Origin of the sequence: Variovorax sp. JS1663 (genome assembly GCF_002157355.1) — a bacterium.
GTDB lineage: Bacteria > Pseudomonadota > Gammaproteobacteria > Burkholderiales > Burkholderiaceae_C > Variovorax.
Map to the genome: position 1 here is coordinate 117,402 of NZ_LYMK01000005.1, position 14,795 is coordinate 132,196.

Sequence of the window (14,795 nt, forward strand, 5' to 3'; positions counted from 1 at the left end):
GATACAACGTCCCGGCGTCCCGCCGTCGGGCTCTGCGAGCTGTGCCCCGGGCTTCGTGCCGCATCCCGGCCATCCGGCTTTGATCCCTGACGTCTCCGCGGCGTGGCCGCTGCGCGCTCCGCTTGCCGGGGCTGTTGTGGTGTGCGGGGGGGGCGGTCTTGCTTTGCCCTTTCAACCTACCACGCACGTTCTCGCCGTCAAGGGCTGCGCGTGCCTTGCACGCTGGCGTCCTGGCGGCCGTCTCTGGCTGCGCCTTCGACCCCTGACTGCTTGCGCTGCGGCGTGAGTGGCCGGTTCCGGGCAATCCCGCCCGATTCCGAACCGGAGCCGATCATGTCGCAGCTGTCTTCCCTGTCGTTCACGTCTTACATCGATTCCTCCCTGCTCGTCCGCGATGTCGCGGGCAGCTACCGTCCGGCCGAGCCGGCTGAGGTGCTGCAGGCCGCGCTGCGGGTTCTGGAGGGCCAGTTGCGCGGCACCGAGATGCTGTCGTCGCCGCAGGCTGTGCGCGACTTCCTGCGCATCAAGCTGGGCACCCTGGAGCACGAGGTGTTCGCGGTGATCCACCTGGACGCCCAACACCGGGTCATCGAGTACGTCGAGATGTTCCGCGGCACCGTGACCCAGACATCGGTCTATCCGCGCGAGGTGGTCAAGGAAGCCATGGCACACAACACAGCGGCCATCGTTCTGGTCCACAACCACCCGTCGGGCGTGGCCGAGCCCTCGCGGGCCGATGAGCATATGACCCAAACCCTCAAGAGCGCGCTGTCGCTGGTGGACGTGCGCGTCATCGATCACCTGATCGTGGCCGGGCCGACGATCCTGTCCTTTGCAGAACGCGGGCTGATCTGAGCCCACACAACCGGGAGCCACACCGGCTCCCGGATCTTCGTTTCCTGCCCAACAGCGTGCCACCACACAGTGGCACGAGCACTTCATGACTTCAAAGCCAGAGACGGTGGGGCTTCCTCCGTCCGCCTCGCACGGACATCCGCATCGAGCCAGCTACGCTGGAGAACGCCTAACTGGGTTGAAGACGCGATGCATCCGAACGAGGATCGAACGCTGTTCCTGTCACCCCGCTTTGAAGCGGGGTTTCGGAGAGCAAACGCACGTCGTCAACCCATTTTCCAGTTCCATGAACCACCAAGGCATCAGCGAAATCTCCTTTGAAGAAACCTACAGCGTGCCGCCGGAGCAGACGGCACGGGCGCTTTTTTCAAGGCTCCCGCATGGGAGCGACTATGCGCAGAGGCTGATCGAATGCCTGGCGACCGGGTACCTGGTCGCCGTGGTGGAGTCCATCTGCATTCGCGAGATGCAGCGGCACGTGGATGCCACCTCGGAGGTCGTGGTAGGCCGGACGATAGAGCTGGAGCACAAGGGGCCGATCCCGCCCGGATCGACCCTGAAGCTGCGGGGATGGGTTGAACGCCTGGGGCAGCGAAGCGCGAAATTCCGCGTTCAGGCATCCGACGACCACGAGGTGGTCTGCGAGGGCTGCGTCATTCTGGTCGTGGCGCCCCGAGTCTCGATGGAATCGCGCATCGCCGCGAAAGTAGAAGCGCTCACGACGAAATCAGACAGAGACCCGGTTGACAGCGCTCCCGGCTGGTGTGCTCCGCCTGAGTCGTTCCGTCGCCGGGAGTCCCAAGCTTCCTGAATGCGCCCCGCCACAGCGGGGTATCTGAAGAGTGAGGGTGGGCTGGCTTGCTGTTGCACCCAGCGTGCCACGCCGTTCTCGCCGTCAAGGTCGGCGCGCATCTGCGCTGCGCTGGCGGCCTCGGCGGCCGTCTTCGAACCTTGACCGCTGCGCTGCGCCGTGACCCGGAGGCTGCGGGCAATCTCGCCCGGCATTCCTTCTGGAGTTCACCATGAACACACTCATCACCGACGAGCAGCGCGTGCTGCTGCTGGCCAATGGCCGCGAATCGTTGCAGAACCCTGACTTCGACCCTGCGCCCGTGGTCAAGCTGTTCACACCCGACGCCGGCGCAACCTGGCTATTGACCGAGATCGACCCGGACGACCACGACCATGTCTTTGGTCTGTGCGATCTTGGCCTGGGTGCGCCCGAACTGGGCTGGGTCAGTCTTCAGGAACTGACGACGGTACGTGGTCGGCTCGGGTTACCGGTTGAACGCGACCTGCACTTTCGTGCCGAAAAGCGCCTGAACGCCTACGCGCGGGACGCGCGGCTGGCCGGGCGCATCGTCGCCTGATCCGCCGCCAGGGCGTCGTTGACGCCCTGGTTTTCAGGGTTTCCGCAGATCCGGCAGGCAGTCCGCGAACGCTGGTTGGATCTTGCTCATCGGCGTGGCGATGGCTTCATCGCCGGTGAGCACGGCCATGGTCATGCCGGTCATGGTGCTCAGGCCATTGGAGTTGCGCAGCACCTGCAGGGCCAGGTGCACGGGGAAACCATCGGCGCTGCGTCGCAGCGGGTGGATACCGCCGTGCACGAAGGAGTTCATGGCGGTCCAGGACACGTCCTTGAACTGGGTCAGCATCTGGTGGGCTGCGGCAGGGACGGTATGCCCGACGCGGTTGCCGATCTGATCGATCATCTCCTTTGCACTGGGCAGGTTCTTGGCGGCCTGTTCGGCTTCGAGCGTGAGCGGGGCGGACAGCCTCTCGATGGCGGCATCGCTGGCCGCATAGATGAGCCACATCGAGCGGGTCAGGGCCTCGAACTGCAGTCTCATCAGGCTGACCGCCGAGGTGGGCATTCCCAGCGCCATCAAGGCACGCAAGGCGGTCCCGTGTTCCATGGCCACCCACACATGCCCAGCGCGGCCTCGCCACGCGCAGACCCGTCGAACGCGGCCTCGTCAAGCAGCTCGTTCAGCCGTTCGTGCAAGGCATCCGAGCGCAGCAGCATCTGCTCCAGGGGATCGAGGTGGTTCTGGTCTTTCTCGGTCATGTCGTCATCGTAGAGCGCTCCGTGCCACCGGGCGTCGCCGGCCTTGTAAGTCTGGCCGGCCGCGCTGTCGTGCTGCGCACCGAGCCCCCGGCCCCTGCAGTCCCGCGGTCTCGTCCCTGACGGGCTTCCATCGTTCCCTTCCTTCCGGTCGGCTGACGCCTTCGGCCCGGCCTGACACCCGGGCCTGCGCGCTGCGCTTGCGTGGGGTCGGCGCCATCTGTGGCCAGGTGCCACTTGCGCCCTCTTCCCTCGTCCATCACCACTTCCGCGACCGTAGCGCGCCACCCGGTGCCGTCAAGGCGCGCCAGGCCGTGTCCTCGGCTGCGCCTACGGGCCGCACCAGCCCTGGCGCTTGCTTCCTTGACGGCACCGGGCGGCGCGCTCCTTGGGTCGCGGGCGATGAACTCAGGAAAGACGGTGGCGACGGGACCGGCCCAGGTCTTTGCGCCGACCCCACCGGAAGACCCGAAGAGGGCTCCGAATCTAGGAATCCGGTGGGGGTTTTCAACAGCCAGCTTCATTTGGAGAAATGACCATGCAACTTGCCTCCCGCTTCGCACCGCGTTCGCCGGTGCTGCGTTCCGAAACCCCGCTGTCGGATGACCAGATCCGCGCGGTGGCGCCATCCATCTTTGCGGAGGCGCCGCACGGCAGCCGCTCCGAGCGCTACAGCTACATCCCCACCGCCACCGTGTTGCAGGAGTTGCGCGGCGAAGGCTTCCAGCCCTTCATGGTGTGCCAGACCCGCGTGCGCCATGACGACCGGCGCGAATTCACCAAGCACCTCATCCGGCTTCGCCACGCCAGCCAGATCAACGGCCGCGAGGCCAACGAAATCATCCTGCTCAATTCGCACGACGGCACCAGCAGCTACCAGATGCTGGCCGGCATGCTCCGCTTTGTCTGCCAGAACGGGCTGGTGTGCGGCGACACCGTGGCCGACGTGCGGGTGCCACACAAGGGCGACGTGGCCGCGCAGGTGATCAAGGGCGCCTACACGGTGTTGCAAGGCTTCGGACAGGCGCAGGAATCACGCGAGGCCATGCAGTCCTTGACGCTGGACGCGGGCGAATCCGAGGTGTTCGGCCGCGCCGCGCTGGCCCTCAAGTACGACGACACCGAGAAGGCGCCGCCCGTCACGGAATCGCAAATCCTGATGCCGCGCCGCCACGACGACGACCGGCGCGACCTGTGGAGCGTGTTCAACCGCACCCAGGAAAACCTGATCAAGGGCGGACTGACGGGCCGCAGCGCCAACGGGCGCCGCCAGAGCACCCGCCCCGTGCAGGGCATCGACCAGAACCTGCGCCTGAACCGCGCCCTGTGGCTGCTGGCCGATGGCATGCGCCAGCTCAAGGGCTGATCCAGAACCCAGGCGGCGCGCAGGGAATGGCCCTGCCGCCGTCCTCTCCTCATCACTCACCCCTTTCACCTCTCATCCGACAGGAGTTTCACCATGAACGCACTCACCGATGCCGAAGCCCAGGCCCTGCACGCCATCCCCGCACCGCAGGTGCCCGCCCAGCCCTCGCAGCAGATGCTGCTCGTGCCGCTGTCGCGGCTGCGCCCGTCGCGCCGCAACGTGCGCAAGACCGCGAGCCCGTCCATCGAAGCGCTGGCCGCCAGCATCGAGCGCGTGGGCCTGCTGCAGAACCTCACTGTCACCCTGGCTGCGGACGGCGGACACTACGAGGTGGTGGCCGGAGGTCGCCGCTTCGCGGCCCTCAAGCTGCTGGCCAAGAAGCGCCGCATCGCCAAGGATTGGGACGTGCCCTGCCTGCTGGTGGCCGACGGCAGCGCGCGCACCGCCAGCCTGACCGAGAACGTGCAGCGCGAGGCCATGCACCCGGCCGACCAGTTCGAAGCCTTCGCCGCCCTGGTGGCCGAAGGGCGCCCGGTGGAAGACATCGCGGCCGACTTCGGCGTCACGCCTCTGGTGGTGCAGCGCCGCCTCAAGCTGGCCAACGTCTCCCCACGCCTGATGGCCGACTACCGCGCCGACGCCCTCAGCCTGGACCAGTTGATGGCGCTGGCCGTGACCGATGACCACGCCGCGCAGGAAGCTGCGTTATGCCGATTTCGGCATAACGCGGCTTATGTGGAGTGCGAGGTTATGCCGAGCACGGCTGGCAACAGCCTGCATAGATTCCCCGAATCACTCGGCATAACCATGATGCATTTCTCCTCAACCAGACGAAGGAATCATCATGACTTCCAACTCAAGCATCGCATTCGGCAAGGAAGGTTCGCGTCGCACATCGGATCGGGGTGCGACTCTCCTGGCCGACTATCTCAAGGCCCAACGTGGCGTCCCATCCTTTGCATCCCGCGCCAGTGCAGCTCGCCATTTTCTCCACTGGCTGCGGCTGCGTCGCGTTCCACTCGAACAAGTGGACGCCGCTGTCGTTGAGCGCTTTGCATGCCATCGATGTCAGTGCCTGGGCTATGGTGGCCAGGTCTACAGCCAGCAAGAGGCTCATCGACCGGGGTACATCACCAATGTCCGCCGGTTCGTTGGCTTCCTCGAAGATCACGGCGGCATTCCAGTTCCCGAAGACCTCGCTCCAGTGGCGGCCCGACGCCCTGCCTATGAGCTCCAGCTCATCGCCTTGGGATACAGCAGCGGAACCCGGAGCATGCTCGCCTCCGCTGCTGAACACTTCGTTCATTGGCTCCACCTGTCGCGGATTGCGGCACAGGATATGGATGACCGGCATGTCGAACGCTTCGCGCGCCACGATTGCCGGTGCTTTCTCTGCCGCAAACACGGGACCCTGACCGACTCAGGTGTGATTCGCAGGCGGCGTGGAGGAGCGAGCTTCCTTCAGTATCTGCGTGACTGCGGCCTCGTGCCCCCACGCAGTGCCCTTGAGGAAGATCCACGTCTTGCCGATTTCCAGGCGTGGCTTACACATCGATGCGGAGTCACCAGGCAGACGACCGTGCGCTATCTGGCCGAGGTCGCGCGTTGGCTGTCGTCACTCGACAAGGATCCCCGCACGTATGACGCCATCACGATCCGCAATATCGTTCTGAACCAGCCTGCCAACCGATCCCACAGGTCGGTGCAGCTGACCGCGATAGTGCTCCGGTCCTATCTCAGGCATCTCGTCGCCGGGGACGCCTGTCGTCCCGAACTCGTGCATGCCGTCCCCTACGCGCGGCGCCCTCGGTATGCCGGCTTGCCACGGTTTCTCAGCCCAGCGACCATCGAGCAGATCATTGCTTCCTGCGACACCTGTACACCAGCAGGCTTGCGGGATCGAGCGATCATTCTGCTGTTGGCGCGGCTTGGCCTGCGCGCCGGTGACATCTGCCAGCTCGGGTTGGCAGACATTGACTGGCCGACTGCGCGCTTGCGTGTCGATGGCAAGGGTCGAAGGGCGACGCAACAGCCATTGCCACAAGACGCCGGTGACGCGCTGTTGGCCTACATCGAGCAAGTTCGCCCGACCGTGCGGGAGGACTGCGTCTTCCTACGCCTGCAGGCGCCGTTCAGACCCTTGAAGCCCTCGGCGATCGCTTGTCTCGTCGCAAGGGCACGCACCCGTGCCGGCGTTGAAGACGGTCCATCCGGATCGCATGTGTTCCGCCATTCGCTGGCGACCTCGATGGTGAGGGCAGGCTCCAGCCTGGAAGCCGTTGGGGCAATCCTGCGTCATCAATCGCCCGAGACGACCGCCATCTATGCCAAGGTCGATGTGACCATGCTGGCCCGTGTCGCGCAGCCCTGGCCGGGAGACGCATCATGCTGAGCGCTGACGTCATGCGCTATGTCGCAATGCAACGCGGCTTCGGACTCAAGTTTGATGTATCGGACCGGATCCTACGGAAGTTTGCCTGTTACGCGGAGGAGCACGGGGATCAGCACCTTCAGTCTCACCGCATCTTTGATTGGTGTCGGTTGGCTTCCACGCCAAATCGTGCACGCACCTTCTTCAACGCCATCAGACTCTTCTGCATCTTTCTCCATGCCGAGGATGCTCGCAATGAAGTTCCTCCGGCTGGTGCCTTCGGGCGAAGGCAGGGGCCACGCCCAGCGCCGCATCTGCTGGAGTCTCACCACGTCCGCGCCATCATGGACGCCGCGCTCAACCTCGGACCCGAAGGTTCGATCCGGCCGCATACGTACCATCATCTCTTCGGTCTGCTGGCTGCGGCCGGCCTGCGCATATCCGAAGCCCTGGCACTCAAACGCGATGACCTCAGCGAGGACGGGCTCGTCATCCGCAATGCCAAGTTCGGCAAGAGTCGGCTCTTGCCGCTTCATCCGACGACCCGACAGGCGCTGGACCGTTACCTCGCGGTCCGCGCGAAGCTCAGTGCCCATGGCGATGACCTGTTCGTGGTGACCACTGGCCGTGCTCCGCATCAGCGCTGCGCACAACAAGTATTCACTCAACTCCTGCGGCAACTGGGATTGCGTTCGCCCAGTCCGGCGCCAGGCCCGCGGTTGCATGATCTGCGGCACACCTTCGCCGTGCGTTCGCTGGAGTCCTGCTCCCATGATCGACAAGCCGTCGCGAACCACATGCTGGCGCTCAGCACCTACCTCGGTCATGTGGATGTCAACAAGACCTACTGGTACCTCGAAGCGACGCCGCTCCTGATGCGGGACATCGCCGATGCTGGAGAACAACTGTTTCGGGGAGAGGTGGCATGACAGCTCTCGCCCCATACCTCACCGGGTTCCTACGGGAGCATCTGCCGCGCGACCGCAACGCCAGTCCCCATACTGTTGCGACCTATGCACATTGCTTCTCATTGTTGGTCCGGTTTGCAGCCACCAGGCTCGTCCGCAGACCCAGTGATCTTTGCGTCGAAGACTTCAGTCCGGACCTCGTGCTCAAATTCCTCGACGACATAGAGGTGGGGCGCGGCAATTGTGCTCGCACGCGCAATGCCCGACTTGCCGCAATTCGAGCTTTCTTCCGCTACCTTGAATATCAGGCTCCGGCTTGCCTTGACCAGGTCATGCGCATTCGTGCGCTGCCTCAGAAGCGGACAGATACAGCGCTGATCGACTATCTGACGCGCGAGGAGATTCAGGCCCTGCTGGACGCCCCGAGCAACGACACCGCCGGCGGTATGCGCGATCGGGCCATGATGCATCTCACCTACGCTGCGGGACTGCGGGTTGCCGAGCTGTTGGCGCTGCGCCTGGATGACTTTCCCAACCGCTCTCTCTCGATGGTCCGGATTGTTGGTAAAGGTCGCCGCGAGCGTGTCCTGCCACTGTGGCGCGAGACCCAGGCTTCACTGCGAGCCTAGCTTTCTGTTCGACCCCAGGCGCGGACACCAGAGATTTTCCTCAACCGCAAAGATGCACCAATGACTCGAGACGGCTTTGCTCATCGGCTTGCCCAGCACGTTGCGGTCGCCGCTCAGAAGCAGCCGTCGTTGCTGCACAAGCGCATCACTCCCCACGTCCTACGGCATAGCTGCGCCATGCATACGCTCGCGGCCACCGGCGACATCCGCAAGGTCGCGCTGTGGCTCGGGCACGCGAGCATCACGACCACCGAGACCTATCTGCGCGCTGATCCAATAGAGAAACTGGCAGTACTGGCCGCGCACGTGCCGCCATCGATCAAGCCCGGAAAGTTCCGGTCACCGTCCGATACCCTCATAAACATGCTCGCCGAAGTTCGGAACGCAACGTAAAAGAGCCCACGAGGGGCACAGTTATGCCGAGTGATTCTGGGAATCTATGCAGGCTGTTGCCGACCGTGCTCGGCATAACCTCGCACTCCACATAAGCCGCGTTCTATGAGGCGCCCGAATGGCAGCGCAGCCCGGCTGCGCTGCGCCAGCGTCTCACCGAGCGGGAAATCGGCGCCGACCATGCGCTGGTGCGCTTCGTCGGGCTGGACGACTACACCGCCGCCGGGGGTGGCATCCGCCGCGACCTGTTCGCCGACGACGAGGCCACCGGCACCACCCTGACCGATGTCGCGCTGCTGGAACGGCTGGTGCGCGACAAGCTGGAGTCACTGGCCGAGCCTGTGCGCGCCGAGGGCTGGGCCTGGGTGGAATCGGTGCCGCACCTGAGCCCGGCCGAGCGGCAGGCATTCCAGAACGCACCGCGTCAGCGCCGCGAACCCACGGCGCGCGAGTCCCGGCGCATGGAGGTGCTGCAAGGTCGCATCGCCCGCACCGATGCCGCGCTCGAAGAAGCCTACGACGCGGACGACGAAGACAAGGCCGAAACCCTGCACCAGCGGCGCGAGGCCCTGGTGGCCGAACTGGAAGCCGTGCAGTCCCAACTGAGCGGGCATGCGCTTGAGGTCCGCGCGATGGCCGGTGCCATCGTGACGCTGGACCGGGAGGGACGGGTTCTCATTCACCGTGGCCTGCTGCGCGAGGCCGAAGCCAAGGCGCTGCGCGCGCTGGACGCGGCACGGCAACGCGCCGCCACCGGCTCAGGCAACGACGGCGGCGGCAGTGGCGAGTCGGATGAATCGACCACGGGTGATGCGCCACACGGCGCCGAACACCTGTCCGACCGGCTGGCGCAGCGCCTGAGCGCGCACCGCACCGCCGCCCTGCAAATCGAACTGGCGCGCCATCCGCAGGTGGCGCTGGCTGCGCTGGTTCATGCCATGGTGCAACAGGCCCTGCAGGGCGGCTATCGCAATGCCCTGCCCTTGGGCGTTCGCCTGAGCTTGCGTGATCGGCTGGAAGACCTGGCACCCGACTGGCCCGAGTCGCCTGCGGCGCTCGCGTTGCGTGAACTGCGACACACCTGGGCCGACAAGCTGCCACAGGAACCCGGCGAACTGTTCATGGTGCTGCTGTCCATGCGCCAGGAAGAACTGGTCCAGCTGCTTGCGCTGTGCACCGCCCCGGCGGTGGACGTGGTGACGCCCCGCGCGACCGCCAGCCAGCCCGGCGCCGAACTGGCACAGGCGCTGGGACTGGACATGGCCGCATGGTGGAAGCCCACGGCCGACAGCTATTTCCTGCACGTGCCCAAGGCCGCGATCCTGGATGCGATGGCACAGTTCGCGCCGAATGAGGTGCAGCGTCTGTCCAAGCTCAAGAAGGCGGAAATTGCGAAGGAGGCCGAGCGGCTGACCAAGGGCAGTGGCTGGATGCCTGCCGTGTTCGGTCGTCAGATGCCGACAACGGTGAATGGTGCGACCGCGCAAGGCTCGGCAAACTGACAGAGGAAACACCCACGGGCCCTCTCATGGCTCCAGCGTTTTGCGCGCGGGGCTTTTCCTTGTGCGCGCAGGCTCGCGACCGTTCGTGCCAAACGCGGTCACACAAAAACCGCCACGCCGCCGCCTTTGATCAGGCGGCGGCGTGGCGGCGCGCAAGGGCTTGCGCGGGCGCTTCATGCCAACGCTGTTGGTGTCAGCGCATAAAATGCCGAGACAGCCGCGTCACGCTGAACCTGCTGCCGGGTTAAACGACGTTTCTCGCTTCCCTTCTCTGATCGCAGACCGTGTCCATTCCTCCGGTCGGTGCGTAATCGGCAGTCATCGACCATGCACAAAGGAATTTGGCATGTCTGATTCGACATTCTTCGTCTCCGCTGCGGCCGTGCGCAATCTCAAGCACAGTGCGCAGTACCGCGTCAGCGGTGTCTCGTCCTCTCATCTCAGTGAAGCCCTCGCGTCGGCGCTCGGCTTCAAGACGCATGCGGCGCTGCGCGCCGCATTGGCCGGTCGCACGACCATCGAGGTGCCCAAGCCCAGCAATGCGCGCATGGTGCAGCGGCTCCAAGAGCTGGGCCACAACGCCACGCCGGACCTGCGCCTGGTCCCAGAGTTCGAACACTCGTACTCGCCCTTCCGCAACTTCCCGCTGACCAAGAAGCGCGGTGTGCGCTGGATGGGCTGGCGCAACCTGGTGGTCTCCGCCATCAATGCGGGCCTGGAACAACGACTGTTCGGGCTGGAGCCCAGCGACAACTGGTGGCCCGGCGGCAACCCGCACAGCCAGCTCTGCAAGCGGCACGTCTACCGCTTCGAGCTTGAGGACGGCCATGCGGCCGTGGCCGGCGTGAATGCCATCAGCGGTGACGAACTGACGATCAACGTGGTGCTTCACCCGCGGCACGAGGGAATCGAGCCCGACCGATTCAATGGTCTGCGCGATGGCGACGCCCATGCTCACGCCTGGGTGGAGCGCCGCCTGGGCGCGTGGGTTCAGGACGGCGGTGAGGACTTTTCCTGCAAACGAGCGGTCCAGCCCTGGCTGGCTCAACTGAAGATCGACACCAAGGGCTACTCGGATCAGGGCAGCTTCTTCATGTGACCTTGGTGACGGTGAATCCCGGGGCCGGGCGTGTCGGCGCCCAGCGCCGCCAGGCTCTCGGGCTGCGCCCCGTGCCGTCATGGCCGTCACGGCCCTTCGGCTTCGATCCTTCACGCCTGCGCGCTGCGCTTGCCAGGGGGCCGAATGCGTTCGTGCTCCGACGTCCGGCCCTGTCTTCCTCTGCCGTGCGAGCCGGGTGCTACGCCCTTGCTCGCTGCGCTGGGTTGCCTGGCATGCCGTTCTCCCTCACGCTGGCGGGCAGTTGGCCGAGGTGATCGCTACATACCGCATGGGTATTGGCACCGTACTGGTCGAACCTGACAGGCGACGTGCGATGCGAGGCGCCGGGTGGATGCTGCAGTGGCTTCTCGCGCCGTTGCGACTCTGACCAATAGCGCATGGGTAGTGGCCGCTGAAGTCTTGCCGGAGGCGTGATGAACGTGCTCGGCCATGAGGCTTTCGGGAAAGGTGCGTCCCAGGCGTCCTTGTCTCGTTGTGAATCCTGGCGGGGTCGCGGCTTCGCCTCGGGCTTGATGGCCGCAACCGTACGGCCCAAGAAATTTCCCCTCCGCTGCGCGGATTCCTCGCGAGGCAAATTTCCCGTGCCTGCCGGTCCTCCACGCTGTTGCGGCCCCTTCGCTGCGCTGCGGGGTGCGGCCCGCCCGTCCCCCGCCTGACGGATCACAACAAGGACGCGATGGGCGCGACCTTGGCAACCCGAAAGGAAATCATCATGGCCAACATCGGCACCTTCACCGCTCAGAACGACGGCTTTATCGGCACCGTTCGCACCCTCACGCTCAACGTCAAGGTCAAGTTCGTGCGCAACGACAAGGGCAGCGAGAACGCCCCCGACTACCGCATCCAGGCCGGAACCGGCTACGACATCGGCGCCGCCTGGAAGAAGGTCAGCCAGTCCGAACGCCCCTACCTGTCGGTGACGCTGGACGATCCTTCGTTCCCGGCCACCATCTACGCCCGCCTGATCGAGGAAGAAGACGGCACACACAACCTGATCTGGTCGCGCAGCAAGCCCACGGCCTGACGGCCGGTCCGATCCCGCCGCCCTGGCGGGATCGCTGCTGCAGGCCGAGCCTGCTGCAGTCTCAGGCCTCGGCCGAACCCAGTTGGGCTTCGGTCGCGGCCATCAGGTCGGTCGCACCGCACTCCAGCGCTGCCGCGATCTTGAAGATGAGCGGCAGCGAGGGAATGTGCTCGCCGCGCTCGATTTTGCCCATGTGCGAGCGCTCGATACCCGCGCGGTGCGCCAGCGCCTCCTGGGCCATGCCCTGCCCCGAGCGCAGCGCACGCACCGCCGCGCCGAAGGCTTGCGCCAGTTCGGCATCGAAGGTGGTGGCGCCGGCCGGACGGCCAGCCTGGACAGGACGCTTCTGCATGGACAGAAGCGTCCTGTCGAGAGACAATTAAAACCACGTTATCTTTAACTCATTGGCGATTTGAGCTGCCGCTTTGGTAAATCTCCGTATGGGTGCTTTTGTGCTTTTGCGTAACACTCGTGTATCTACGTAGAGCCTCACAGCCACCTTTGCTCATTCGAGCATTCACGTCATGCCGACTTTCAGCCTTCGTGCAAGGGTGCTTTTCTGCAAAAGCGCCTCTGCGCCTTTGCGGGGAGACACGAAAGCGGCTTTGGGATTCGGTGCTTCTGATGCAACACGTGTTTCCGCACAGCGCCACGCACCCTGACCATGCCGACTGAACCCCTTGTGACCGACGAGCAGCGCGCGCAGTTGCTGGAGAACGGACATGCTCGCGCCGCTGACGCGCAGGTCGACCTGTGGCCCGTGGTACGTCTTTTCACGCCGGACGCGCACGCGACCTGGCTGCTCGCCGCCCTCGACCCGGCCGATGGCGACACTGCCTGGGGGCTGTGCGACGTGGGCATCGGAATGCCCGAGCTGGGCACCATCAAGCTGTCGGACCTCGCGACCATCGTCGGTCCTCAGCAGATGCCGGTGCGGCGCGACCTGCACTTCCATGCCGTGCGACCGATGTCGGAATACCTGCGGCTGGCACAGGCCAACGGCTCGGTCACGGATTGAGCAAAGGATCGACGTGCGCGTCAGACCCTATGGGTCCGACTGCTGACGATGCCATTCCGGGTCACGATCCAGACCGAAATGGACATGACAAACACGCTGCACCACGCCATGGTCATTCTTGCCGCGATGGTCTTCCACCACGTGGCCGTCGCTTTGGGCTCGTTATTGGCGAGTCCAGCCACCATCGGACGATGAACCACCGCACAGCCCCTCACGACCGGATCGCCGACCGATGAACCCGTAGCCTTTGCCGGCCGATGCGACGTTCCTGCAGAAGAACAGGGAGTTCGCATATGGTCAATATCGAGGACGGCCAGTTGGCCGCCCGGCGTCCGCCCTGGCACGCCAGCGCGGCGTACCTCTACGTGCTGCAACTGGACGGCCCTGCGCTGGCCTGGGAGTACCTGCGGCGCCATCCCGGCTACCGGCAGGCCTGGCACACGCAGGCCGCCGACGCGGCGCAGCACTGGGGTTTGCGCACACTGGAAGACCCAGCGCTGGATGCGCGCGAAACGCTGCCCGACTGGCTCAACGCCCGGGCGTGCACCATTCGCGTGATACACGACGATGACCCCATCCCCGAAGCTTCCCCCTTTGAGCTCTGGCGCCTACCGGGTCGCAAGCAGTTGCAGCACGATGGCCGAGGCCTCTTGCTCGCCGCGCGCTGGCCCGGCTGTTGTGTACGCCTGAAGCTGGCGCCCGAGTTGCACGACGGCATGCCGCACGCATTCGCCATGCGCGCCTGCCAGGAGCCTTGCATGCGTTATCGTGACTTGGCAAACGATCTGGACCAACTGGCCGCCGCCAGTCGCTGCGAGCCCTCAGCCGCAACCTGTCCACGGCCCAGCCAAAGTGCCCTGCAGGCGCTGCTGACCCTGCAGGCCCTGGATGCCAGCCAGGCAGGCGCCTCGCTGCGCGAGATTGCCGAAGGGCTTTTCGGCTCGACCGAGGTCGCATCCGACTGGCACGCCGACAGCGCGCTGCGTGCCCGTGTGCGGCGCCTGGTGCAGCGTGGCCGTGCTCTGGTGGATGGCGGCTACCGCGAACTGGCGGGTCTCGATCAGCTCGCCCCTCCGCCCCTGGGACGAAACAGTCCCACCCCAGATCGTCCCTGAGCAAAACGCCCGCGCTTCCTGAGACTGCCTCCACCCGCCTGCAACTCCGCAGGCGGGCCTTCCAAACCGATGGAGGCGCCTCTCATGCGACCCTTTCCCTTGCGGCCTGCCGCCGCACCCGCCCACCCGCCACAGGCCACCGCACAAGCTGCACCCAAGCCACAACCGCCACGCTATCTCACCAACGACGAGGCCGCCGACTACCTGCGCCTGTCGCCGCGCACGCTGGAGAAACAGCGCGTCATCGGCGGCGGACCGCGCTTCCGCAAGTTCGGCCGGCGCGTCATGTACGCCGTCACCGACCTCGACACCTGGGCCGACCAGCGCAGCTTCGAGGCCACCTCCGACCCCGAGTACGCCGAGCACCACTCGGCCGACAGCCGTGCGCGCTGAGGGGCGCTGCGCGCCCTCTCCCTTGCCAACGGC

At 65.4% G+C, this 14,795-nt stretch carries 14 protein-coding genes and 3 pseudogenes; 14 read left to right on the forward strand and 3 right to left on the reverse strand.

Features of this window, described 5'->3' with window-relative positions; all coding sequences use genetic code 11:
- Positions 1–333 precede the first annotated feature (333 nt).
- The 3 genes from radC (at position 334) to A8M77_RS06680 (ending at position 2,225) form a co-directional block, all read left to right on the forward strand.
- A complete protein-coding gene (gene radC, locus A8M77_RS06670; protein WP_086920771.1) occupies positions 334–855 on the forward strand; it encodes a RadC family protein in 522 nt (173 codons plus the stop codon).
- A gap of 286 nt (positions 856–1,141) precedes the next feature.
- Positions 1,142–1,666, forward strand: a complete 525-nt coding sequence (locus A8M77_RS06675) for a thioesterase family protein (protein ID WP_086920772.1) — start codon at positions 1,142–1,144, stop codon at positions 1,664–1,666.
- 211 nt (positions 1,667–1,877) lie between these two features.
- Positions 1,878–2,225, forward strand: coding sequence for a DUF2958 domain-containing protein (locus A8M77_RS06680; protein ID WP_086920773.1), 348 nt, complete (start codon positions 1,878–1,880; stop codon positions 2,223–2,225).
- A gap of 33 nt (positions 2,226–2,258) precedes the next feature.
- Here the strand turns inward: A8M77_RS06680 and A8M77_RS06685 are convergent, their stop codons facing one another.
- Positions 2,259–2,774 (reverse strand): DUF6988 family protein, encoded by a 516-nt coding sequence (locus A8M77_RS06685; protein WP_238136740.1) that lies wholly within the window; start codon positions 2,772–2,774, stop codon positions 2,259–2,261.
- The gene (locus A8M77_RS36760; protein ID WP_238136741.1) at positions 2,744–2,926 is read right to left on the reverse strand and encodes a hypothetical protein; all 183 of its coding nucleotides are present in this window, start codon (positions 2,924–2,926) and stop codon (positions 2,744–2,746) included. The genes A8M77_RS06685 and A8M77_RS36760 overlap by 31 nt, the downstream gene beginning before the upstream one ends.
- A 535-nt stretch (positions 2,927–3,461) precedes the next feature.
- Here A8M77_RS36760 and A8M77_RS06690 point away from each other — a divergent pair.
- From A8M77_RS06690 to A8M77_RS06725, 8 genes and pseudogenes are all read left to right on the forward strand, one after another.
- On the forward strand, positions 3,462–4,289 hold the full coding sequence (locus tag A8M77_RS06690) for a DUF932 domain-containing protein (RefSeq protein ID WP_086920849.1): 828 nt from the start codon (positions 3,462–3,464) through the stop codon (positions 4,287–4,289).
- A gap of 93 nt (positions 4,290–4,382) precedes the next feature.
- Positions 4,383–4,994 (forward strand): annotated as a pseudogene (locus tag A8M77_RS06695) (ParB/RepB/Spo0J family partition protein); the annotation flags it as partial.
- A gap of 568 nt (positions 4,995–5,562) precedes the next feature.
- Complete coding sequence (locus A8M77_RS06700) at positions 5,563–6,681, forward strand: tyrosine-type recombinase/integrase (RefSeq protein WP_158100891.1); 1,119 nt, start codon at positions 5,563–5,565, stop codon at positions 6,679–6,681.
- Positions 6,675–7,589: a tyrosine-type recombinase/integrase gene (locus tag A8M77_RS06705; RefSeq protein WP_086920775.1), complete on the forward strand. Its 915-nt coding sequence runs from the start codon at positions 6,675–6,677 to the stop codon at positions 7,587–7,589. The genes A8M77_RS06700 and A8M77_RS06705 overlap by 7 nt, the downstream gene beginning before the upstream one ends.
- Positions 7,586–8,590, forward strand: a pseudogene (locus A8M77_RS06710) (tyrosine-type recombinase/integrase). Before A8M77_RS06705 ends, A8M77_RS06710 begins: the two are co-directional and overlap by 4 nt.
- A 95-nt stretch (positions 8,591–8,685) precedes the next feature.
- Positions 8,686–10,092: pseudogene (locus A8M77_RS06715) on the forward strand (chromosome partitioning protein ParB); the annotation flags it as partial.
- Positions 10,093–10,438: 346 nt separating this feature from the next.
- Positions 10,439–11,191 carry a hypothetical protein gene (locus A8M77_RS06720; RefSeq protein ID WP_086920777.1) on the forward strand — a complete coding sequence of 251 codons (753 nt, stop codon included), beginning with the start codon at positions 10,439–10,441 and terminating at the stop codon, positions 11,189–11,191.
- 733 nt (positions 11,192–11,924) lie between these two features.
- Positions 11,925–12,236, forward strand: a complete 312-nt coding sequence (locus A8M77_RS06725) for a DUF736 domain-containing protein (protein ID WP_086920778.1) — start codon at positions 11,925–11,927, stop codon at positions 12,234–12,236.
- A gap of 61 nt (positions 12,237–12,297) precedes the next feature.
- Here A8M77_RS06725 and A8M77_RS06730 read toward each other — a convergent pair whose 3' ends face one another.
- Positions 12,298–12,588, reverse strand: coding sequence for a helix-turn-helix domain-containing protein (locus A8M77_RS06730; RefSeq protein WP_060986960.1), 291 nt, complete (start codon positions 12,586–12,588; stop codon positions 12,298–12,300).
- Between the two features lie 312 nt (positions 12,589–12,900).
- Between A8M77_RS06730 and A8M77_RS06735 the strand changes: the two genes are divergently transcribed.
- From A8M77_RS06735 to A8M77_RS06745, 3 genes are all read left to right on the forward strand, one after another.
- Positions 12,901–13,254 (forward strand): DUF2958 domain-containing protein, encoded by a 354-nt coding sequence (locus tag A8M77_RS06735; RefSeq protein ID WP_086920779.1) that lies wholly within the window; start codon positions 12,901–12,903, stop codon positions 13,252–13,254.
- Between the two features lie 293 nt (positions 13,255–13,547).
- Positions 13,548–14,369, forward strand: a complete 822-nt coding sequence (locus A8M77_RS06740) for a DUF2285 domain-containing protein (protein WP_086920780.1) — start codon at positions 13,548–13,550, stop codon at positions 14,367–14,369.
- A gap of 84 nt (positions 14,370–14,453) precedes the next feature.
- The gene (locus tag A8M77_RS06745) at positions 14,454–14,762 is read left to right on the forward strand and encodes a helix-turn-helix domain-containing protein (RefSeq protein WP_086920781.1); all 309 of its coding nucleotides are present in this window, start codon (positions 14,454–14,456) and stop codon (positions 14,760–14,762) included.
- Positions 14,763–14,795 lie beyond the last annotated feature (33 nt).